Origin of the sequence: Arthrobacter sp. CAU 1506 (assembly GCF_005047635.1) — a bacterium.
GTDB lineage: Bacteria > Actinomycetota > Actinomycetes > Actinomycetales > Micrococcaceae > Crystallibacter.
Window position 1 is genome coordinate 24,550 of the sequence record NZ_SUKC01000003.1, and the last position, 22,218, is coordinate 46,767.

The 22,218-nt window shown below is 66.5% G+C and carries 17 protein-coding genes and 1 pseudogene; 11 read left to right on the forward strand and 7 right to left on the reverse strand.

The genetic code is table 11. The features are described from left to right. Positions 1-138 precede the first annotated feature (138 nt). The 5 genes from gcvH (at position 139) to E4J89_RS05180 (ending at position 3,185) form a co-directional block, all read left to right on the forward strand. Positions 139-525 carry a glycine cleavage system protein GcvH gene (gene gcvH, locus E4J89_RS05160; protein ID WP_127514488.1) on the forward strand — a complete coding sequence of 129 codons (387 nt, stop codon included), beginning with the start codon at positions 139-141 and terminating at the stop codon, positions 523-525. 73 nt (positions 526-598) lie between these two features. Continuing rightward, positions 599-1,078, forward strand: coding sequence for an FHA domain-containing protein (locus E4J89_RS05165; protein WP_136785046.1), 480 nt, complete (start codon positions 599-601; stop codon positions 1,076-1,078). A gap of 96 nt (positions 1,079-1,174) precedes the next feature. Next, positions 1,175-1,831, forward strand: coding sequence for a MerR family transcriptional regulator (locus E4J89_RS05170; protein ID WP_240691744.1), 657 nt, complete (start codon positions 1,175-1,177; stop codon positions 1,829-1,831). 12 nt (positions 1,832-1,843) lie between these two features. Next, positions 1,844-2,347 carry a bifunctional nuclease family protein gene (locus tag E4J89_RS05175; RefSeq protein ID WP_136785048.1) on the forward strand — a complete coding sequence of 168 codons (504 nt, stop codon included), beginning with the start codon at positions 1,844-1,846 and terminating at the stop codon, positions 2,345-2,347. A gap of 241 nt (positions 2,348-2,588) precedes the next feature. Then, the gene (locus E4J89_RS05180; RefSeq protein WP_127514479.1) at positions 2,589-3,185 is read left to right on the forward strand and encodes a MerR family transcriptional regulator; all 597 of its coding nucleotides are present in this window, start codon (positions 2,589-2,591) and stop codon (positions 3,183-3,185) included. Between the two features lie 132 nt (positions 3,186-3,317). On the opposite strand, the gene E4J89_RS05185 is transcribed toward E4J89_RS05180, so the two are convergent. Next, the gene (locus tag E4J89_RS05185) at positions 3,318-4,157 is read right to left on the reverse strand and encodes a ParA family protein (protein ID WP_136785049.1); all 840 of its coding nucleotides are present in this window, start codon (positions 4,155-4,157) and stop codon (positions 3,318-3,320) included. 315 nt (positions 4,158-4,472) lie between these two features. Between E4J89_RS05185 and E4J89_RS05190 the strand changes: the two genes are divergently transcribed. Continuing rightward, positions 4,473-7,904, forward strand: coding sequence for a pyruvate carboxylase (locus E4J89_RS05190; protein WP_136785050.1), 3,432 nt, complete (start codon positions 4,473-4,475; stop codon positions 7,902-7,904). A gap of 86 nt (positions 7,905-7,990) precedes the next feature. On the opposite strand, the gene E4J89_RS05195 is transcribed toward E4J89_RS05190, so the two are convergent. Further along, positions 7,991-9,799 carry an AMP-dependent synthetase/ligase gene (locus E4J89_RS05195; RefSeq protein WP_136785051.1) on the reverse strand — a complete coding sequence of 603 codons (1,809 nt, stop codon included), beginning with the start codon at positions 9,797-9,799 and terminating at the stop codon, positions 7,991-7,993. A 174-nt stretch (positions 9,800-9,973) separates the two neighbouring features. On the opposite strand from E4J89_RS05195, the gene E4J89_RS05200 reads away from it, so the two are divergent. After that, positions 9,974-10,933 carry an ROK family glucokinase gene (locus tag E4J89_RS05200; RefSeq protein ID WP_240691725.1) on the forward strand — a complete coding sequence of 320 codons (960 nt, stop codon included), beginning with the start codon at positions 9,974-9,976 and terminating at the stop codon, positions 10,931-10,933. Positions 10,934-10,950: 17 nt separating this feature from the next. Here E4J89_RS05200 and E4J89_RS05205 read toward each other — a convergent pair whose 3' ends face one another. Both E4J89_RS05205 and E4J89_RS05210 read right to left on the reverse strand, forming a co-directional pair. Beyond that, the gene (locus E4J89_RS05205; protein ID WP_136785053.1) at positions 10,951-11,421 is read right to left on the reverse strand and encodes a CvpA family protein; all 471 of its coding nucleotides are present in this window, start codon (positions 11,419-11,421) and stop codon (positions 10,951-10,953) included. Then, a complete protein-coding gene (locus E4J89_RS05210; RefSeq protein WP_136785054.1) occupies positions 11,408-12,196 on the reverse strand; it encodes an alpha/beta fold hydrolase in 789 nt (262 codons plus the stop codon). Before E4J89_RS05210 ends, E4J89_RS05205 begins: the two co-directional genes overlap by 14 nt. Before the next feature lie 156 nt (positions 12,197-12,352). Here E4J89_RS05210 and E4J89_RS05215 point away from each other — a divergent pair. Together E4J89_RS05215 and E4J89_RS05220 are read left to right on the forward strand one after the other, a co-directional pair. Beyond that, positions 12,353-13,021, forward strand: a pseudogene (locus E4J89_RS05215) (lysophospholipid acyltransferase family protein); the annotation flags it as partial. A gap of 506 nt (positions 13,022-13,527) precedes the next feature. Beyond that, positions 13,528-14,913 carry a 3-deoxy-7-phosphoheptulonate synthase class II gene (locus E4J89_RS05220; RefSeq protein ID WP_136785055.1) on the forward strand — a complete coding sequence of 462 codons (1,386 nt, stop codon included), beginning with the start codon at positions 13,528-13,530 and terminating at the stop codon, positions 14,911-14,913. A 182-nt stretch (positions 14,914-15,095) separates the two neighbouring features. On the opposite strand, the gene pknB is transcribed toward E4J89_RS05220, so the two are convergent. Together pknB and E4J89_RS05230 are read right to left on the reverse strand one after the other, a co-directional pair. Further along, positions 15,096-17,078 (reverse strand): Stk1 family PASTA domain-containing Ser/Thr kinase, encoded by a 1,983-nt coding sequence (gene pknB, locus E4J89_RS05225; protein WP_136785056.1) that lies wholly within the window; start codon positions 17,076-17,078, stop codon positions 15,096-15,098. 81 nt (positions 17,079-17,159) lie between these two features. Then, on the reverse strand, positions 17,160-18,947 hold the full coding sequence (locus E4J89_RS05230) for a LysM peptidoglycan-binding domain-containing protein (protein ID WP_205754409.1): 1,788 nt from the start codon (positions 18,945-18,947) through the stop codon (positions 17,160-17,162). A gap of 219 nt (positions 18,948-19,166) precedes the next feature. Here E4J89_RS05230 and E4J89_RS05235 point away from each other — a divergent pair, with 219 nt between their 5' ends. After that, entirely contained in the window at positions 19,167-19,520 is a 354-nt protein-coding gene (locus E4J89_RS05235; RefSeq protein WP_136785057.1) for an Rv2175c family DNA-binding protein, read from the forward strand. A 108-nt stretch (positions 19,521-19,628) separates the two neighbouring features. Here E4J89_RS05235 and E4J89_RS05240 read toward each other — a convergent pair whose 3' ends face one another. Beyond that, positions 19,629-20,729 (reverse strand): polyprenyl synthetase family protein, encoded by a 1,101-nt coding sequence (locus E4J89_RS05240; RefSeq protein ID WP_136785058.1) that lies wholly within the window; start codon positions 20,727-20,729, stop codon positions 19,629-19,631. A 170-nt stretch (positions 20,730-20,899) separates the two neighbouring features. Between E4J89_RS05240 and dinB the strand changes: the two genes are divergently transcribed. Next, positions 20,900-22,144, forward strand: coding sequence for a DNA polymerase IV (gene dinB, locus E4J89_RS05245; protein WP_276606334.1), 1,245 nt, complete (start codon positions 20,900-20,902; stop codon positions 22,142-22,144). The last annotated feature ends 74 nt before the right edge of the window (positions 22,145-22,218 follow it).

Here is a 22,218-nt window from a genome sequence, read left to right on the forward strand (position 1 = left end):
GTTCTTGGGCCCAGATGTCGCCGGTATCTTTCTCATTAGCTTGTGCGGGGCCTTGTGTGCCTATACTTTCAGCGATGGTGGGGAATTCGCTTCCTTGCCTGCAGCAACTGGACGTCCTTGGTGCGAGAAAGGCAACCGATGAGCAACATTCCCGCCGACCTGAAGTACACCGCTGAGCATGAGTGGGTGGCTGCCGCCGATGCCGAGGGCACTGTGCGCCTGGGCATCACCGACTTTGCCCAAGACGCCCTCGGCGACGTGGTCTATGTGCAGATGCCGGAAGCCGGCTCCTCCATCACCGCCAACGACGTCGTTGGCGAAGTGGAATCGACCAAGAGCGTGAGCGACATTTACGCTCCGGTCAGCGGCGAAGTCGTGGCCGTCAACGACGCGCTGGAGTCCGATCCGGCACTGATCAACTCCGACCCGTACGGGGAGGGCTGGCTGCTGGAGGTCAAGCTTTCGGATCCGGGAGCACTCGAGACCCTGCTCAGTGCCCCGGAGTATGAACAGCAGGTAGGCTAGAGCTACCGGTACCAATCCACGGCCAGCCGGTCTTTGACCGGTTGGCCGCTACATTTTTACGGAGGATCTATTGATGGTGGGCGACGCTCGCAACGCCACGAACAGCGGGAACGGCGACGGCCGGCACCCGGAGGCGAATGCGGAAACCACATCCATCTTTTTGCCGCCGCAGACCCTGGTCCACGCAGCCAAACCGATGCTCAGCCCCGAGGAGGAAGCATCGGTGGCAGCGTTGCCGGCAGGGTCGGCGCTGCTGATTGCCCACGGTGGCCCTAATGCCGGAGCGCGGTTCCTGCTGGACCAGGACGTCACCACGGCTGGCCGGCACCCGGATGCGGACATCTTCCTGGACGATGTGACGGTCTCCCGCAAGCACGTTGAATTCCGCCGGTCGGGCGACGGCTTCATGGTCGTGGACTCGGGCAGCCTCAACGGCACCTACGTGAATAACGACCGGGTGGATAGCTTGCAGTTGCGGACCGGCAATGAAGTCCAGATCGGCAAGTTCCGCCTGACCTTCTATGCAGGCACGGCGGCAAAGGGGCAGGGCTAACCGGTGCCCGCGTCCCAGCCAGCGCGGCGCACGCTCGGGTCGTCCCGGGAGGGCTACCGCAGCAGCGTCCTCAATATCGGTGAGGTGCTGCAGCAGCTGACGGACGACTTCCCGCAGATCAGCGCCTCCAAGATCCGGTTCCTGGAGGAAAAGGGCCTGATCAGCCCGCAGCGCACGCCGGCCGGCTACCGGAAATACACCGGCCAAGACGTGGAGCGGCTCCGTTTTGTGCTGGCATTGCAGCGTGACCAGTATCTGCCGCTGAAGGTGATCAAGGACTACCTGGATGCGATCGACCGCGGCGAGCGGCCGGATGCGCTGCCGGGCGGAATGACGCTCTCGCCCCGGATGGTGTCCGACCCGCTGGCCGCTGAATTGAATGGCCGCGGCCGGGCGCTGACCAGGGGGGAACTGCTGCAGGTCAGCGGAGCCTCGACGGAGTTGATGGACGATCTGCTCGCCTACGGCCTGATCCACGAGCAGGAAGAGCGGTTCGATGAACACGCGCTCAAGGTGGTTCGCGCGTGCATGCAGTTGGGCAGCCACGGAATCGAACCGCGGCACCTCCGATCGTTCCGGGCCGCGGCGGACCGCGAAGTGGGGCTGGTGGAGCGTGCCGTGGCGCCGTTGGCGTCCCGCCGCGATGTCGCCTCCCGTGCGCGTGCCGCGGAAACCGCCAAGGAAATCAGCGATCTGTGCCTGAATCTGCACACTGCCCTGGTCCACGGGCATTTGGCGCAGATGGAGCGCTGAAACGGAGGAGCCATGCTCGAACTAGAAGTAGTCGGAGTCCGCATCGAGCTTCCCTCGAACCAGCCGCTGGTGCTGCTGAAGGAAACCGACGGGGAACGTCATATTCCCATCTGGATCGGCGCGCCGGAAGCCAGCGCCATCGCGTTCGCCCAGCAAGGCATCAAACCGCCGCGCCCCATGACGCACGACCTGCTGAACGATGTGGTGGAGGCTTTGGGCCGACGCATCACCGAAGTCCGCCTGGTCACCGTCCAGGACACGGTCTTCTTCGCCGAGTTGGTTTTCGACGGCGGCGCTACAGTCAGCTCCCGTGCCTCGGACGCCATCGCTGTGGCCTTGCGCGTACCGTGCCCCATTTACTGTGCGGACGAGGTGATGGAGGAGGCAGGGGTCAAGATCGCCGAGGCCTCCGACGACGAGGAATCCGGCGGCGAGGCACAGGACAACGCGGAAAGCCAACTGCGCCAGTTCCGCGAATTCCTGGCCGACGTGGAGCCCGAAGACTTCGAAAAATAGGCTGAGAATCAGCCTTGCCGGGGCCCGGTTCCCCGGTTCAAACCGGGCGGTCCACGGGAACCGGATCCGACACGCCGCAGCAAAAGTGCCAGCATCTTTGACCGGCGGCCCCGGCCGTTCTAACGTCGAAGCATACAGTTCCCATTGCACCGCAGGCCAACTCAAGGCAGACTTAGACCAGACCTCTGGGCTGACGGCGATGCTCACTTCCCCGCAGGGAACTTCGACAAGGAGGGTTCACGTGAGTCCTAAAGGTGATGCAGGCGAGATGCCGCACGCTCGAACGACCGGTGCTGCCATACCCGCTAGCGCCCAGGGCCTGCTGTTCACCGAAGACTTGCCCGTGCTGGATGAGGACGCCGGTTACCGCGGACCCACAGCGTGCAAGGCTGCCGGCATCACTTACCGGCAGTTGGACTACTGGGCCCGTACCGGCCTGGTGGAACCCGCCGTCCGTGGCGCCTCCGGCTCCGGCTCCCAGCGCCTCTACAGCTTCCGCGACATCCTGGTCCTGAAGGTGGTTAAGCGCCTGCTCGACACCGGGGTTTCGCTGCAGCAGATCCGGACTGCTGTTGAGCACCTGCGGGAACGCGGGGTAGAAGACCTGGCGCAGATCACCCTGATGAGCGACGGGGCCAGCGTGTACGAGTGCACCTCCGCCGACGAAGTCATCGACCTCGTGCAGGGCGGACAGGGCGTCTTCGGCATTGCAGTGGGCCGGGTATGGCGGGAAGTCGAGGGCAGCCTCGCAGAACTCCCCAGCGAACACGCTGCCGAACAGCCTGAGTTCCATGACGACGAACTGAGCCGTAGGCGCGCAGCGCGCAAAATTAGCTGACCTACTAAGGCGTAACTACAGCGGGAGGGGCTCCGGGTTCGGAGCCCCTCCCGCTGTTTTGGTCGGTTTTCGGCGGTTCCCTGCGCGGGCCGCCTAGTGTCGTTTCAGCTGGGTCGTTTCAGCCGGGTGGTTTCAGCTGGGCTGGCGGCGCAAGGCACGGCTGCGCATCCGGCCCGAATCAGTAATGTTCTTGAGCAGGTCGTCGAAGAGCGAGGCGGCGTGCCTGGCTGATTCACCGGGCCACTGGTGGACCGAATGCGCGGCACCTTGGATCTGCTGCCAGTTAGCCTGTTCCACGATGGTGGGGGAGAGCAGCAGGTCGCCGAACATGGTCTTCATTTCCGCCAACCGGTAGCTGTGCTCGTTGGAGCTGGGCCGCACGCGGTTGGCGACCACGCCAGCGGTTTTGAGGTCCGGCGCGAATTCCTCTCGGAACAGGTCGATCGCCCGCATGGTGCGTTCGGTACCGGCCACCGAGAAGAGGCTGGGCTCGGCCACCAAGAGCACCCGGTTGCTGGCGGTCCACGCCATCCGCGTCAGGCCGTTGAGGGACGGCGGGCAGTCAATCAGCACCAGTGAGTAGCCATTCACGCGCGAGAGCACGGTGGACAGCCGACGCAGATCGCGGCGGCTCAAATCCGGGCGGTCATAGATGCCGGAGTAGGCCGAGCCGACCGCGACGTCGAGGACCGTCCGGCCCGAGGATGAGGCCGGGCTGGATTCTGCAGCCGCCACCCATCCGCTCGGCGCTGCGTTCGCGGAAAGATCGGCTTTGCGCGCATTCTTGAGCAGCCGGCCGATGTCGGTTTGGTTGGACGGCTTGACGCCAAGCCCCGTAGTGGCATCAGCGTGCGGATCCAAGTCGATGACCAGGGTGGGAATTCCCGCTGCCAGCGCCGCAGAGGCCAGGCCCAGCGTGACTGAGGTCTTGCCGACCCCGCCCTTGAGGCTGCTGATGCTCACTACTTGCACGTAAAAACCAAAACCTAACGTATCGAGTCGTGGGGCTTCCGCGCCGGATAAGTATTCACGGCACCCTATCCATCATAGGTGGAGCGCCACAGCAGACTGTGCCATCGGCGCGGCCCGGCGGTGTTTCTCTTCGGCTGCCGCCGCGGTGCCGTAACATGCGGGCCTCGAACGACGGCCCGGGGGTGATCTGTGCAACACTGGCTTGCCAGTTCTACGGGCCGTCCGTGAGACTTGGCTCACTGCGTCCGCCGGCTCCGGCGCCGGACGGTCGTGCCTCAATCCCCAGTCCGGACCCGGCAATGATGCAGGAGTGAAATGTTCTCTAAGATCCTGGTAGCCAACCGTGGCGAAATCGCCATCAGGGCTTTCCGCGCGGCCTATGAACTGGGTGCGAAGACAGTGGCGGTGTTCCCGCATGAGGACCGCAATTCGATCCACCGGCAGAAAGCCGACGAAGCGTATCTGATCGGCGAGCCCGGGCACCCCGTGCGGGCGTACCTCGACATCAACGAGATCATCCGGGTAGCCAAGGAATCCGGGGCGGACGCCATTTACCCCGGCTACGGGTTCTTGTCCGAGAATCCCGAACTGGCCCGTGCAGCTGCCGGATCGGGAATAACCTTCGTCGGGCCCAAGGCCGACGTGCTCGAGCTCGCCGGACACAAGGTCCACGCCCTGCAGGCAGCGCGCAAGGCCGGGATCCCGGTGCTGAAGTCCACCGACCCCAGCTCAGATACGGAGAAATTGCTGGCCGAGGCCGAGGAGATTGGCTTCCCGATCTTCGTCAAGGCCGTGGCCGGTGGCGGCGGGCGCGGCATGCGCCGGGTCGATGACCGGAAGGACCTACCGGAAGCACTCGCGGCCGCCATGCGCGAAGCCGACACCGCCTTCGGCGACCCCACCGTTTTCCTGGAGCAGGCTGTGCTGCGGCCGCGCCACATCGAAGTGCAGATCCTCGCCGACGGGCAGGGCAACGTCATGCACCTCTTCGAACGCGATTGTTCGCTGCAGCGCCGGCACCAGAAGGTCATCGAGATCGCGCCCGCACCCAACCTGGACGAGAACATCCGACAGGCGTTGTACCGGGATGCAGTGAAATTCGCCGAGGCACTCGGTTACACCAACGCCGGCACGGTCGAGTTCCTCGTGGACACCGTGGGCGAACGGGCCGGACAACACGTCTTCATTGAGATGAACCCCCGGATCCAGGTGGAGCATACGGTCACCGAGGAGATCACCGACGTCGACTTGGTGCAGTCCCAGCTGCGCATTGCCGCCGGTGAAAGCTTGGCGGATCTGGGATTGTCCCAGGAGACCGTGTCCATCAACGGCGCCGCCATGCAGTCCCGGATCACCACTGAGGATCCGGCCAACGGCTTCCGGCCCGACGTCGGCAAGATCACTGCCTACCGCTCCGCGGGTGGGGCAGGCGTCCGGTTGGACGGCGGAACCATCTACACCGGCGCCGAGATCAGCCCGCACTTCGACTCGATGTTGGTCAAGCTCACCTGCCGCGGCCGGGATTTTGCGACGGCGGCGGCACGCGCCAAGCGTGCGTTGGCCGAGTTCCGGATCCGCGGCGTCTCCACGAACATCCCGTTCCTGCAGGCTGTGCTGGAAGACCAGGATTTCCTGGCCGGGAACGTGGCCACATCCTTCATTGACGAACGGCCGGAGTTGCTCAAGGCCCGGGTCTCCGCTGACCGCGGCACCAAGCTGTTGACCTGGCTGGCGGATGTCACCGTCAACAAGCCGAACGGTGAGCTTCCGGTGGCCACCGCGCCGGTGGAGAAGCTGCCCGAACCGGCGCGGCAGGCGCTCGAGGCAACCGGCTCGCTGACCGCGGTCCCGGCGGCGGGGTCGCGGCAGCGGCTGCAACGGCTGGGCCCGGAGAAGTTTGCTGCCGAACTGCGGGCCCAAACAGCAGTGGCGGTCACGGATACGACCTTCCGCGATGCGCACCAGTCTCTGCTGGCCACCCGCGTGCGTACCAAAGACCTGCTCAACGCCGCACCAGCCGTGTCGGCCCTGACCCCCCAGCTGCTGTCGGTGGAGGCCTGGGGCGGGGCGACCTACGACGTGGCGCTGCGGTTCCTGGGTGAGGACCCGTGGGAACGGCTGGCGGCGCTGCGCCAGGCGATGCCAAACATCTGCCTGCAGATGTTGCTCCGCGGCCGGAACACGGTGGGCTACACGCCGTACCCGGAGGAGGTCACCACGGCGTTCGTCCGGGAAGCGGCCTCCACCGGAATCGACATTTTCCGGATTTTCGATGCGCTCAACGATGTCTCGCAGATGGAACCGGCCATCCGGGCCGTGCGGGAGACCGGAACGGCCGTGGCTGAAGTTGCGCTTTGCTACACCGGCGACCTGCTGGACCCCGCTGAGGACCTCTACACCCTGGATTACTACCTGGACCTGGCCGACCGGATTGTGGCGGCCGGGGCCCACATCCTGGCGATCAAGGACATGGCCGGCCTCCTGCGGCCGGCGGCTGCCGCCAAGCTGGTCTCGGCGCTGCGCGAACGGTTCGATCTCCCGGTGCACCTGCACACCCACGACACTGCCGGCGGACAGCTGGCCACGCTGTTGGCTGCCGTCGAGGCCGGAGTGGACGCGGTCGACGCAGCCAGCGCGTCGATGGCCGGCACCACCAGCCAGCCCTCGATGTCGGCGTTGGTCGCAGCCTTGGCGCACACCGAACGCGACACCGGCCTGGACTTGGCTGCGGTGGGATCGCTGGAACCGTACTGGGAAGCGGTACGCCGCGTCTATGCTCCGTTTGAGTCAGGGCTGCCGGGGCCGACCGGCCGGGTGTATGCCCACGAGATTCCGGGCGGCCAGCTATCCAACCTGCGGCAGCAAGCCATTGCGCTGGGGCTCGGGGAACGGTTCGAGGCGATCGAGGACATGTACTCGGCTGCCGACAAGATCCTGGGCCGCCTGGTGAAGGTCACTCCGTCGTCCAAGGTGGTGGGGGACCTGGCCCTGCAGCTGGTGGGCTCCAACGTTGACCCGGAGGACTTTGCGGCCGACCCGCGGAAGTATGACATCCCGGACTCGGTGATCGGCTTCCTCTCCGGCGAACTGGGTGACCCGCCCGGCGGCTGGCCCGAGCCATTCCGTACGAAAGCCTTGGAAGGCCGCAACCCCAAGCCCCGCAACGAGGAGCTGTCCGCGGAGGATTCGGCAGCATTGGCCGCGGATCCGGCCACCCGGCGGGCCACCCTCAACCGGCTGCTCTTTGCCGGCCCGGCCAAGGAATTCGAGAAGACCCGGGAGACGTACGGGGACGTTTCCGTGCTGGACACCCTGGACTACCTCTACGGATTGCAGCCAGGGTCCGAGCATGTGATCGCGCTCGAAAAGGGCGTCCGGTTGATTGCCATGCTCGGCGCCATCTCCGAGCCGGATGAGAAGGGCATGCGCACCGTGCATTGCACGCTCAACGGCCAGCAGCGCAACGTCATGGTGCGCGACCGCAGTGTCGAATCAGAGGTCAAGGTTGCGGAGAAGGCCGATCCCGGACAGCCCGGGCATGTAGCGGCACCGTTTGCCGGCGCGGTCACGGTCGTCGTCAAGCCCGGGGACGTGATCAAGACCGGCGACACCGTGGCCACCATCGAGGCGATGAAGATGGAAGCCGGCATCACGGCGCCGGCCGCGGGCACGGTAGCGCGGCTGGCGGTCTCCGCCGTCGAGCAGGTCCAGGGCGGCGATCTGCTGCTGGTCATCGACCCGGCGTAGCCGGACAGCCGCTCCGCCGAACGGCCAGACAGAAGACGGAAGGGCTGCCGCTGTACAGCGGCAGCCCTTCCGTCATTCCAGCGTGGTTATTGCCGGACGCTGGTGTAGATCTGCTCCACATACTCGTCGAAATCGGCCAGGACCTGTGCCCGTTTGATCTTCAGCGACGGCGTCAGGTGACCGGACGCCTCGGTGAAGTCGGACGGAATGACGCGGAAGGCCTTGATTCCCTCCGCCTGGGAGACCGACTGATTGGCCTGATCGATCAGCGACTGGATGGTGGCCTTCACCGCTTCGTGGTTGGCCGCCTGTTCCATGGTGGTGGTGGCCGGCAGCCCGTGGCGTTCCAGCCAGCCGGGAAGGGCTTCCTCGTCCAGCGTGACGAGGGCGGAAATGAACGGGCGGTTGTCGCCGATCACCACACATTGGGACACCAGGGCATCGGCGCGGATCTGGTCTTCAAGCAATGCCGGGACAACGTTCTTGCCGCTGGCCGTGACGATGATTTCCTTCTTCCGGCCGGTGATGCTCAGGAAACCGTCCGCGTCCAGTTCGCCGATGTCGCCGGTGCGGAACCAGCCGTCGTTGAAGGCCTCGGCAGTGAGGTCCGGGCGGTTGTAGTAGCCGCGGAGCACGCAGACGCCCTTGGCGAGGATCTCGCCGTCGTCGGCAATCTTGACAGCATTGCCGGGCAGCGGGGCCCCGACGGTGCCGATCTTGACCAGCTGGGGTGTGTTGACGGAGACCGGCGCCGTGGTTTCGGTGAGCCCGTAACCTTCCAGCACCAGCAGGCCAATGCCATGGAAGAAATGCCCCAGCCGTTCGCCCAGCGGGCCGCCGCCGGAGACTGCGTGCTCGACCCGGCCGCCCATGGCTTCGCGGATCTTGTGGTACACCAGCTTGTCGAAGAGCTTGTGCTTGAGCTTGAGCGTCAGCGGTACCTTGCCGGCGGCGTCGGCCCGTGACCAGGCGACCGCAGCGTCCGCGGCGGCGTGGAAGATTTTGCCCTTGCCGCCATCCTCTGCCTTCAGCATGGAGCTGTTGTAGACCTTCTCGAAGACACGCGGCACGGCCAGGATGAAGGTGGGCCGGTAACTCTGCAGGTCGGGCAGCAGGTTCTTGATGTCCGGGGTGTGCGCCACTGTGGCGCCGGCGGCAACGCAGAGCACGGAGATAAACCGCGCGAAGACGTGGGCCAGCGGCAGGAACATGATGGTCTGGGCGCCTTCGTGGGCAACATCGGGCAGGGCCGCGGCGGCGTTCTTGGACAGCTCCACGAAGTTCCCGTGGGTCAGTTCGCAGCCCTTGGGCCGGCCGGTGGTGCCGGAAGTGTAGATAATCGTGGCCAGATCGTCGAGGCCGGCTGCGCTGCGGCGTTCCTCCACGTCGGCATCCGGTACATCGTTGCCTGCGGTGCGGAGCCCGTCCAGGGATTCTTCGTCCAGCTGCCACACATGCTTCAGGTTTTCCAGCCCCTCGTCGAGGGCGGCCCGGCGCACCTTGGCCTCATGGGCGGCGCTTTCGGCGAACACTGCCACCGCGCCGGAGTCGCCCAGGATCCACGCGATCTGGCTGGGGGAGGAGGTCTCATAGATCGGCACCGACACGGCGCCCGCGAACCAAATGGCGAAGTCCACCAGCGACCATTCATAGCGAGTGCGGGCCATGATGCCCACGCGCTGGCCCGGCTGGACGCCGCTGGAGATGAGCCCCTTGGCCAGCTGAGTCACGTCCGCGAGGAAGTCGGTGGCACGGATGTCCTGCCATGTCCCGGACGCGTCCTTGCGGGAAAACAAGGCCGGGTTTGATGCCTTCTGCGCTTGCTCAACCACCAGATCGGCGATGTTGGCATCCCGCGGAACGTCAACCAGGACGGGCACGCTGTATTCGCGCACGTTAGCTCCTCACTACTTCAGCTGTGGCCAGCTCTGCTCATCCTCCCTGCCGGAGGTTGTCTTTAGCCTATAACCTAAATCACAGTGCTTACCGGCAGGTAACCTACGAAACGGTAACGGTCCTTCCTCTTCCCGCTGCCCGGTCCACGGGCTCGGCTTGCCTACGATGGTGCTGTGGAGAGCAACGGACTGGCGGTGGGGATCGATATCGGCGGCACCAAGGTGGCGGCCGGCGTCGTCGATGGTTCCGGAAACGTGATCGCGGAGCTGGTCCGGCCAACCCCGGGCCACGATCCGCGGGACGTGGAAAGACTTATCGCGGCGCTGGTGCAAGACGTGGCGGCGGAGCACCAGGTAGTGGCCGTAGGCGTTGGAGCGGCGGGCTGGATGGACCTCTCCGGCGGCACCGTGTTGTTCAGCCCGCACCTGGCCTGGCGGAACGAACCGCTGCGGAACAACCTGGAAACCCTGCTGCGCCGGCCCGTCACGGTCGTCAACGACGCCGACGCCGCCGCCTGGGGCGAGTTCCGGTTTGGCGCGGGCCGGTCCGAGCCGCGACTGGTGTGCATCACCTTGGGCACCGGCATCGGCGGAGCCATGGTGATGGACGGCCGGCTGGAGCGGGGGCGTTGGGGTGTAGCGGGCGAGTTCGGGCATCAGGTCATCATGCCCGGGGGACACCGCTGCGCGTGCGGGAACCGCGGCTGCTGGGAGCAATATGCTTCCGGTAACGCCTTGGGCCGCGAGGCGAGGGAACTGGCGGCAGCAAATTCACCCGTGGCCCAGCGGTGGCTGCAGGCGGCGGGCGGCGTGGTGGACGATATCACCGGTGCCGTGGTGACGGAGCAGGCCAAGCGGGCCGATCCTGCCAGTGTGCGGTTGCTGGAAGAGACCGGCGAATGGCTGGGGCTGGGGTTGGCCAATCTGGCCGCAGCGCTGGATCCAGGCGTGTTTGTGATCGGCGGGGGACTGTGCGAAGCCGGCGAGTTGCTGCTGCAGCCGGCCCGCCATGCGCTGCAACGGAACCTGACCGGGCGGGGCTTCCGCCCGCTGGCGGACGTCCGGCTGGCTGCGCTGGGGCCGAAGGCCGGAATGATCGGTGCCGCCGACCTCGCCCGGGCTGCTGCCGGCTGATTCCGGCGTCGGCAGGTTCAGACGCGGGCCCCGTCGTCGTACCCGTCGCGTTCCTGCGGCAGCCGGAAGAGCAGGTAGACCGCGGATGCCACGAAGAGGACCACCATTCCCAACACCGCTGCGAAGGGCGCGTCGCGCCACAGCATGGCGGTCAGCAGCAGGCCCAGCGGCGATCCCACGGCGCCGATCCACGCCAGCACCAGCAGCGGCTCACCGGCCCCCAGTGGTTCCGGCTCCGGCGGTACGTAGCCCTCGTCGTCGTCCGGTTCCTCAACAAAGTAGTCCCGTGGGCCGGAGGGAGTGCCCGGCGAGGGGACCTCCGGCAGGCGGTTCTCGAAGATAGCCCGGAGGCGTTGGGCATCCGTACCGCTGTCCGCTGCCGGCTGGTCCGGAAGGGGGCGGTCTGCGGTTCCGGAGTCGGTCTCTTCCAGCCTGGCTACCAGATCCTTCCAGACGGCGTCGTCCCGGTCCTGATCACGCTCCGGCACGGGTGGCTCCTGTGGGGGTTGGTGACGTGGCCGCGATGGCCTGGATGAACTCCGCCGATCGGCGGTAGATCAGCTGGGCATCATGGTCCATGGTGGCCACGTGGTAGCTGTCCGCGAGCGGCACCACCTCCAGCCGGGCAGTGCCGATGCGGCGGCGCAGCACGCGCATGGACGACTCGGGCACAATATGGTCCACCGCGGAGCGGAACACCAGCGTCGGAGCGGTGACACGCGGCAGGTCTGCCACCACTGCCTTGAAGAGTTGTCCGAGCTGGTGGGCGGCCGCCACCGGGGTGCGGTCGTACGCGCCCTCATCAATGCCCGGCAGGTTGATGTCATTGCCGATGGCCGGCACCGACTTCAGGACGTACTTCATCAGCCCGGTGAACGGCGCCCGCGGATCCGCGATGGTCAGTCCCGGGTTCACCAGCACCACGCCGGTGACCGGACGGTGCGCAGCCAGCCGCAGCGCGAGGGCGCCGCCCATGGACAAACCGGCAACGAAGACCTGGCTGCGCTCGCGGGCGAGTTCGGCGAAAGCCTGCTCGGCCGCCCCGTACCAGCTTTGCCAGCGCGACGCACCCAGATCCTGCCACGTGGTGCCGTGGCCGGGCAGCAAGGGCAGCCGCACCGCGAAGCCGGCATCGGCCAAGCTCTCCGCCCAGCCCCGCATGCTGCGGGGGGAACCGGTGAAGCCATGCAGCAGCACCACGCCCACCCGGGAATTGGGGCCGTGCCCGGAGCTGGAGAACGCCCCGTCGAGAGCAGAAGTCATGGCACTATCGTGTCATTATGGGAGCCGTTCGGCCATTGATTGCCGTGCTCTTCCTTTCCGGCGTTGCACGCGGCGCAGCCACACAGACGCCAAGCTGGAGTAGAGTCTCAAACGGAATTGATATGCGGCCTGCGGCGGCGGAATGGAAAGGCACACGTGTTCTACTGGTTTATGAAGACCATTGTCGTGGGGCCGGTGGTTCGCCTGCTCTTCCGGCCGTGGGTCAAGGGCCTGGACAACATTCCGGATACCGGGCCCGCCGTGTTGGCCAGTAACCATCTTTCCTTTTCCGATTCGATTTTCCTGCCACTGGCGGTATCCCGGCCGGTGGTGTTCCTGGCGAAGAGCGAATACTTCACTGGTAAGGGCCTCAAGGGCAAGCTCACCGCGGCGTTCTTCAAGATGACCAACCAGCTGCCGATGGACCGCTCCGGCGGGGCAGCCTCGGCTACGTCCCTGCTGGCCGGACGGGACGCGCTGCAGGAGGGCGGACTGCTGGGCATCTACCCGGAAGGCACCCGGTCGCCGGACGGCAAGCTGTACCGTGGCAAGACCGGCGTGGCCAAGCTGGTGCTGAGCACCGGAGTGCCGGTGATTCCGGTAGCCATGATCGGCACGGACAAGGTCCAGCCGATCGGCCGCCGAATCCCCAACATCCGCCGGGTGGGCATCATCATGGGCAAGCCGCTGGATTTCTCTCGCTATCAAGGTCTGGAAGACGACCGGTTCATCCAGCGCTCGGTTACCGACGAGATCATGTACGAGATCATGCGGCTCTCCGGACAGGAATACGTCGACTCGTACGCCAGCACGGTCAAAGCGCGGCAATCGGCACGCAAACCCGCACGGGGGGAGAGCCAGCGGCAGACCGCCGTCGGACTGCCCAAGGAGCAGCCTGAACCGCCGCAGACCAAGGCTCCCGGTGCGATCACGGTGATCGGTGCAGCGGCTCCTGCCGAGGTACCCACTCCTCCCGCGCCCGATCAGGGGAAGCCCGGAGCAGCCGGGCCAACTTCCGGCGACACTGCAGCGGCACCTTCCGCCGCCGCGTCAGACGCCCCCGCCTCCGCCGCTTCCGGCACCGCGCCCTCAGATGCGGCACCCGGGAACGCAGCAGGGGGTGTGGCCGGGGGTGTAGCCGGGCGGAAGGATGCAGCCGGTGGGGCCGCCGACCCTCGACCCGATGCAGCCGGGCTTGGCGAGAGCGGCGGCACAGCCTTGGAGTCCGGGCAGGACAGCCCGCGCTAACTCCGGCCGCAATGTGACGGCAGCCCGGCGGCGCATGACTTCTCCACATGAATCCGGGCAGAGCCGCGGTCTACGATTGAGTCGTGACCGATACAACCTTCACTGCTTCCGTTCCCGACCAGCTGCCCACGGCAGCGAACTACCCCGGTCTGGATGACTGGCGCGAGCTGCCGGTGGTGCAGCAGCCCAGCTGGCACGACGACACGGTCCATGCCTCCGCCGTCGCCGAGCTGAACACCCTTCCGCCGCTGGTCTTCGCCGGCGAGGTCGACGTCCTGCGCGAGCGTCTGGCCCAAGCCGCCGACGGCAAGGCGTTCCTGCTCCAGGGCGGGGACTGCGCCGAGACCTTCGGCGGAGCCACGGCTGACAAGATCAGTGCGCGGGTCAAAACCATTCTGCAGATGGCGGTGGTGCTCACCTACGGCGCCTCGTTGCCCGTGATCAAAATGGGCAGGATGGCAGGCCAGTTCGCCAAGCCGCGTTCGTCCAACGACGAGACCCGCGAGGGCGTGACGCTGCCGGCCTACCGCGGCGACATGGTCAACGGGTTCGACTTCACGCCCGAGTCCCGCGCGCACGACGCCAGCCGGATGGTGCAGGCGTATCACACGTCCGCCTCCACGCTGAACCTGATCCGCGCTTTCACCCAGGGCGGGTTCGCCGACCTGCGGCTGGTGCACCACTGGAACAAGGGCTTCACGGCCAACCCGGCACATTCCCGGTACGAATCGCTCGCCCGCGAAATTGACCGCGCGGTGAAATTCATGGATGCCTGCGGAGCCGATTTCGATGCGCTCAAGCGGGTGGAATTCTTCGCCAGCCATGAAGCGCTGGTGCTGGACTATGAGCGGGCGCTGACGCGCATCGACTCGCGCACCGGCCTGCCCTACAACACCTCCGGGCACTTCCTCTGGATCGGCGAACGCACCCGGCAGCTGGATGGCGCCCACGTGGAATTCCTGTCCAAGGTCCGCAACCCGATCGGGGTCAAGCTGGGACCGAACAGCTCGGCGGACGACGCCCTGCGGCTGATCGACAAGTTGGATCCGGAACGCGAGCCCGGACGGCTGACCTTCATCACCCGGATGGGCGCCGGCAACATCCGCCAGAAGCTGCCGGAACTGGTCAAGCGGGTCACGGACAGCGGCGCCAAGGTGCTGTGGGTGACCGATCCGATGCACGGCAACACCGTCACCTCGCCGAACGGCTACAAGACCCGGAACTTCGACGACGTGATCGACGAAGTGCGCGGCTTCTTCGATGTTCACCACGAACTCGGAACATTCCCCGGCGGCCTGCACGTGGAAATGACCGGCGACGACGTGGCCGAGTGCCTCGGCGGTGCAGACCCGATCGACCAGAACGCCTTCCTGGACCGCTACGAGTCCGTGTGCGATCCGCGGCTGAACCACATGCAGTCGCTGGAGATGGCGTTCCTGGTGGCCGGAGCGCTGGCCCGCCAGCAGTAGCCGGCACAGCTTTGGCTCACACAGCATAGAAGAAGGCCCGGAACCCCCGAAAAGGGTTTCGGGCCTTTTTGCCGCTCACGGAGTGCCTGACCCGTCCGGCTGGCCGCCCGGACGGACCGGGAGCAGGCGGGCAGTTGGCCGCCAGCTCCCGGCTGGCCGCCCGGACGGACCGGCCGCGGGAATCACACCACGGTCAGCGTGATCACGGAGCCTTCGGGGACGGACTCGTTGACCGGGTCCTGTGCCCGCACGGTGCCGAAGAAGCCGCCGAGGATTTCGTTGACCTCAACCTTGAAGCCCAGTTCCTTCAGTTGGCGTTCGGCGTCGTCTACCTGTCGGCCCACCATGTCCGGCACTTCGATCATCCGAGGTCCCTTGGAGAGGGTCAGGGTGACCGTGTCACCGCGGATCACCTGGCCTGCGGCAGGAGCCTGCGAGGCGACCGATCCCTCCGGGACGTCGCGGTCAAAGACCGCCTCCGGTGCGATCTCCACCTTCAGGCCGGCGCCTTCCAGCGCTGCGGCGGCATCGCCCTGGGGCTGGCCTACCACCTGGGGCACGTCAAACGGCTTCGGCCCCTTCGAAACCGTCAGGTCGACGGCGGTGCCCCGCCTGAGCTGTTTGCCTTCGGCAGGTTTGTGGCTGAGCACCGTGCCGGCGGCCGCGTCCTCGTCGAAGGCCTTCTTGACCTTGCCCGCGGACAGGTTGGCTTCTTCCAGTGCGTTGGTGGCCTTCTCCAAGCTCATACCGGCCAGTGGCGGGACCGCGAACAGTTCCGGTCCCTTGGATACCACCAGGTCCAGATGCTCGAAGCGGCGGACCTCGATGGGCGCATCCGGCTCCGTGCCCACGGCGATGCCCTTGGCCACCTTTTCGTCGAAGACTTCCTGGAGCCGGTACTCCAGCCCCTGCTCCTGGAGCATGCTCTGGGCTTCCGCCACCGGTTTTCCGGCGACATCGGGTACTGAAACGAGCGCGCCGGGGCCCATCCCGAAGAACCAGCCCGCGGCGGCAACAAGCGCGGCCACGATCGCCAGCACAAGAATCCAGATGGCGCCGCGGCGACGCGGATTGCCGCGGCGCAGGTTCTGTTCGGGACGGCGGGCATTGCGGGCGAGTTCCCGCTGGCGCTTCTTGGCCTCGCGGGTGGACAGCGGCCGTTGCTCGTCCACAGGTGCTGCAGCGGCCTCTCCGGCGCTGAAAATCCGGGTGTGTTGGGCAGGCCGGGAGATCACCGTGGTGCGGTGCAGATCGGAGGCAATGACCTCGGTGGCCGAGGACCTCGCCGGTGCGGCAGGTGCGGCCTGGAAGTCCAACTGGGCATCGGTGAGCGACTTGTGCACGTGCCGCAGTTCGCCCAGCAGGGCCGCGGCGTCCACCGGCCGCTGTTCCGGGTCCGACCCCGTGCACCAGAGCACCAGCTCGTCCAGATCCGCGGCGAGCCCGGGAACCAGCGTCGACGGTGCAGGAACGGTGGAATTGACGTGCTGGAAAGCCACCTGGATGGGCACGTCCCCCGTGAAGGGCTGGCGTCCGGTCAGCATCTCGAACAGCATGATCCCCACCGAGTAGACATCGCTGCGTTCGTCGGCAGCGGTGCCGGTGACCAACTCGGGCGGCAGGTACGCCACCGTTCCGATCAGCGTGCCGGTGCTGGTGCTGGTGGTGACCGCGCGGGCCAAGCCGAAATCGCCCAGCTTGATCCGTCCGTCGTCGGACATCAGGACGTTCTCCGGCTTGATGTCACGGTGGACCAGGCCGGCCGCGTGCGCCGCGGAGAGTCCCTCGATCACCGGATCCAGCACGGCCAGCGCGTGCCGGGGGGTCAGCGGTGCCGATTCGTTCAGCAGATCGCGCAGCGTGTGCCCGCGGACGTACTCCATCGCCAGGTAGGCGACGTTGCCGTCGAGGCCCTGGTCGTAAACCCCCACCACGTGCGGGTGCGAGAGCCGGGCCGCGGATTTTGCCTCGCGCTCGAACCGCTCAAGGAAGTTGTGGTCCTCTGCGAGGTATGGATAGAGCACCTTAAGCGCTACATTGCGGTCGAGCCGGGTGTCGGACGCCAGATAGACGGTGGACATCCCGCCGCGCGCCAGGCGCGAGGCAACCCGGTAGCGCCCGTCGATCAGGGCGCCGACCAGTGAATCAGTTGCCGGTTGCTGCACTCTACGATCCTAGTCCGATCAGCGAAAGGACCCGAATCAACTCATGGGTTCGGGTCCTTTCGCGGCGGGGCCGGTGTCCGGCTAGAACTTCTTCATGTGTGATTTCACCGCAGCCACATAGGCCTTGGTGTCCTTGTACATGCCGTAAGTCATCACGCCGTACTGGCCCTGGTAGTAGGACGCGATGGCGATGTCCAGGGACGGGCTGGTGCTGACCAGGGAGCGGATGATCGCCACACCGGCGGTGGCATTGTCATAGGGATCCAGCAGGTTGAGCTTGCGGCCCACCAGATCCGAGGCCCATTCGCCCGAGGACGGGATGACCTGCATGGCGCCGATGGCGTTCGCCGGCGACACAGCGGTCTGCTGGAAACCCGATTCCTGGTAGGCATGGGCCAGCGCGAGCTTGGGATCGACGCCCATCTTGCGGGCGGTTTCAGCGATGATGTCCTTCATCTGCGCCTGGCTGGGCTGCGGCGTGGAGAGCAACAACCGCTTGTTCTCGTTCGCCTTGGACACCACGGCCTCGGGGTAGGTGTAGTGCAGGAAGGTGCTCGGCACCAGCGGTGCGGTGGACGCCGTGCCGACATTCGACGTCGTGGTTTGCGACGCCGCCGAATTGCCCGGGACGCTGATCTTCTGGCCCGGGTAGATGATCGACGTGGACTTCAGACCGCTGGCTTGCAGCAGGCTGGAGAGCGTCACGTTGAGCTTGCCGGCGATGCCGGAAAGCGTATCCCCGGACTTGACGGTGTAGCTGCCGGAACCCGTGGCGGCGTTGCTCTTGGCCGGCGTCTTGTTCGACGTCGATGCGCTGGACACGGACGCGCCGGTCACCTTGATCTTCTGGCCGGGATGGATCACTGACGTGACCTTGAGGTTGTTCGCGGAGAGGACCGCGGACAGGCTCATGCCGTGGCGGGCGGCGATGCCGGAGAGAGTATCGCCCGGCTTGACCGTGTAGGTACCGCTGGCGGAGCTGGCGCCGGTCTTGGTGGAAGCTTTCGCCGTGCTCTTGGCCGGGCTGCTGACAGCGGACGACGCTCCGCCCTTGACCTTGATCTTCTGGCCCGGGTAAATGACCGAACTGCTCTTGAGGCTGTTGGCCGAGAGGATGGCGCTCAGGCTCATGCCGTGCTTGGCGGCGATGCCGGAGAGCGTGTCGCCGGACTTGACCGTGTAGCTGCCGGAGCTGGAGGCCTTGCCGACTCTGGTGGAAGCTTTAGCCGAGGTCTTGACCGAGGCGCTGGCAACGGAGGGGGACCCGCCGTTGACCTTGATCTTCTGTCCGGGGTAGATGACCGAGCTGATCTTGAGGCTGTTGGCCGAGAGGACGGCGCTCAGGCTCATGCCGTGTTTGGCGGCGATGCCGGAGAGCGTATCGCCGGACTTGACCGTGTAGTTGCCGGCGCCGGATGAGGCCTTTGCCGTGGTGCTGCCGGAGGACTTGGCCGCGGCCGAACCTCCGAGCTTGATCTTCTGGCCGGGGTGGATGATGGTGCTGGCGCTCAGGCCGTTGAGCGAGAGCACCTTCTTGGTGGACAGGCCGTAGCGGGCGGCGATGCCGCTGATCGTCTCTCCGGTGCGCACCTTATGGGTGGACGGGGTGGTCTGGGTCCGCAGCGCCGCCGGCAACTGGGCAGCGACCTGGGAAGCGGGAATGAACGCGGCGGCCGGGACCGTGACGCCCGGAATCGCTGCCTTAGGCTGCAGTGCGGCGCGGGGCGGGAGTTCTGCCGCCTGCGCGGGCATCGCCAGGGCGGCGGAGGACAGCACGACGGCGGGAATCGCCGCGGTGGCTGCCGCGGACAGTAGCACCCGGCGGGGCTGGCTGCGGTCGTTGCGCGTGATCGGGCGCTGATCGGTCATTGATGTCCCTCATCCTTGTTTTGCGGCCTGGCGAGCGTCCCCCAACGGGCCGCACTGTGGTACTGGTGTGTCGTTTGTTATCAATGTTAAAACTGTGACTCAAGTGAATCTACACTATTGACGCATAACACAACAGCCGCGGCTGGTGAATGAATATTGACGGCGGCGTGTCGGACTTTTGAAATGGCTCCGCGTAGGCCGCCGTGGCACGCTTATACGGTGAGTGAACTTGAAGAACTGATTGCCGATTGGCTGCCGCTGCCCGACGTCGCAGAGCGACTGGATGTCTCTGTGAAGGACGTGCGCAGCCTGCTGGAGGAACGGGCCCTGCTGGCAGCGAAGGTGGGGGAGCGGCAGATCCGCTCGGTACCGGCCGAGTTCCTGGTCGAGTCGGGCGTGCTCGACAGCCTCAAGGGCACGCTGGCGGTCCTGTCCGATGCAGGATTCAGTGATGAGGAAGCCCTGCGCTGGCTTTTTACCGCTGACGATTCATTGCCCGGCCGGCCCATCGATGCCCTCCGTGAAGGGCGAAAGACCGAGATCCGCCGCCGAGCCCAGGCGCTGGGCTGGTAGCGAGCCCCAGGATGCAGCATTCGGCTGGTAGCCAGCCCCAGGCCGCAGCGTCTCGGCCTGAACTGGTCCTGGGGCCGGGCCCCGCTCGGCGGGGTGGCCCGACGGACCCTAGGCGCTGCGGCGGACCGCTGAGTCGGCCAGCCGGCCCAACGCGTGGCGGACATCGTCGGCCACGGGAAGGGCCGACAGTGCTTGATCGACCGCGGCCGTTCGTTCGGAAATCATCTGCTCTGCTGCCGCCAGGGCGCCGCTGCTGGTGATCAGCCCGCGGAGCTCTTCCACCATCTGGGCGGACAGGTCCGGCGACCCCAGGTTGGCTTCGAGCAGGTCGCGTTCGGCCGGGGTGCAATGGTTCAGGGTGTGTGCGATCAGGACCGTGCGCTTTCCTTCCCGCAGGTCGTCGCCGGCGGGCTTGCCGGTGGTGGCGGGGTCGCCGAAGACACCCAGGACATCGTCCCGGATCTGGAAGGCTTCTCCCAGCGGCAGCGAAAAGTCTTCATACGCCTTGATCAGTTCCGCTGGTGCGCCGGCCAAGGCGCCGCCCACGCTGAGCGGGTGGACGGTGGAGTACTTGGCCGACTTGTAGCGCAGGATCTGCAGGGCGCGGTCCACGGCGGCCTCAACCGGACGGCCCGGGCCGGCTGCTTCTTCCAGCAGGTCCAAGTACTGCCCGGCCATGACCTCGGCACGCATCCGGTTGAAGATGGCACGGGCGGGTGTCCCGGCTGCCGACTCTGCCCCGATGCCGGAAAAGACCTCCTCACTGAGGGACAGGCAGAGGTCGCCGGCCAGCAGGGCGGAGGATTGTCCGTAGCGTTCGGCGTCGAGCGACCAGCCGTTGCGGCGATGCTGCTGCTCAAAGCGGCGATGCACGCTGGGGTTTCCGCGCCGTGTGTCCGAGCGGTCAATGATGTCATCGTGGATCAGGGCCGCTGCCTGGAAGAGCTCCAGTGCCACGCCGGCCTGCACCGCCGGTCCCGCCAGCACCTGCCCGCCGGCACCGCGCCACCCCCAGTACGCCAGCAGCGCCCGCAGGCGCTTGCCGCCCGCGGTCAGGTCGGCGATGGCTTCCACCAGCGGCGCCGCGTCCGGCGCGGCCTCGAGCAGCAGTTCCTTCTGTTCGCCCAAGAACTGCTGCAGCATGGTTGCCACGGCCAGCCGGAAGTCCTCCTGCTCGGCACGGGTCGAAGTGATCAGTGACGGCTCCATGCTGCTACCTCCGGTCGGCCCGTGATGGGCAGGATTCCTCTTCGGCCGTACAGCATAGGGAGGGACTCCTCGAGATGGTTCTGATGTCTGCAGACCAGTCTAGACAATTGCGTGCGGCGCTGGGCGGGAGTCGCCGCACGGGACCACGGCCGCGAGCCTACGATAGTCCTGTGACTTCCCCGGACCAGCAGAACTGCACCATCCTTCACGTGGATATGGATGCCTTTTTCGTAGGCGTGGAACTGCTGGAGCGTCCCGAGCTTGCCGGGCAGCCGGTGATCGTGGGATCCGCTTCTGGCCGGGCAGTGGTGCTGTCGGCTTCCTACGAGGCCCGCAAATACGGCGTCCGCTCGGCGATGCCGATGGCCCGGGCTCGCATGCTGTGTCCGCAGGCGCACATCATCGAGCCCAGCCAGACGAAGTACCAGCAGGCCTCCGCGCGGATCATGGCGATTTTCCGGGAGATCACCCCGCTGGTAGAGCCGCTCAGCGTCGATGAGGCCTTCCTCGATGTGGCCGGTGCGCGGCGCCGGCTGGGCGAGCCGTTGCAGATCGGGGCGTTGATCCGTCGCAGGATCTCCGCCGAGTTGGGGCTGACCGCGACGGTAGGCATCGCAGCCTCCAAGTTTGTGGCGAAGATCGCTTCCACCCACGCCAAGCCGGACGGGCTGCTGCTGGTTCCCGAGGCCGACACGCTGGCCTTTCTGCATCCGCTGCCGGTGGGCGCCTTGTGGGGGGTCGGCGCCAAGACCGGCGAGGTCCTCGCCCGGCTCGGCATCCGCACGGTGGCCGATGTGGCACACACTCCGCAGGCGGCGCTGCACCGCGTGCTGGGTGCTACCGGCGACCACGTCCATCGTCTGGCCTGGGGCATCGACGACCGCGCGGTGACGCCCGAACGCGTGGAGAAGAGCATCGGCGCGGAGGAGACCTTCGAGAAAGACGTCGACGACGACCAGGTGCTGCACCGCGAACTCTTGCGGCTGGCCTACCGCACGGCGGCCCGGCTGCGGGCCGGTGGGCTCCGCGCCGGCACCATTGCGCTGAAGCTGCGCTATTCCGATTTCACCACGTTGAGCCGGTCGCGGAAGCTGCCGGCGCCGTCCAACAGTGCGAAGCAGCTCCAGGCGGCAGCCGCAGCACTCTTGGCGGACCTTGGCGAGCGTCCGCAACCGGTCCGGCTGATCGGGCTCCGGGCGGAGCAGCTGGAAGACGCCGGCCTCGGCGGCCAACAGCTCAGTTTTGACGGCCATGAGGACACCTGGCACAACGCTGAACAGGCCTTGGACGAAGTCAACCGAAAGTTTGGGGCGGCCGGAATCCTGCCCGCTTCGCTGCTTCGGCCCGGGGCCCGCCGACCGATGCAACCGGGCGCCGGCACGGCCCGGCAGGGCCCGGCAGAGCCCGACAAGTGAAATCCGCGCGGACGGGGTCACAGTTGCGTCACCCTAGCTTTCGATTGGCGGGTTTGCGCTCTATTCTTAGTACA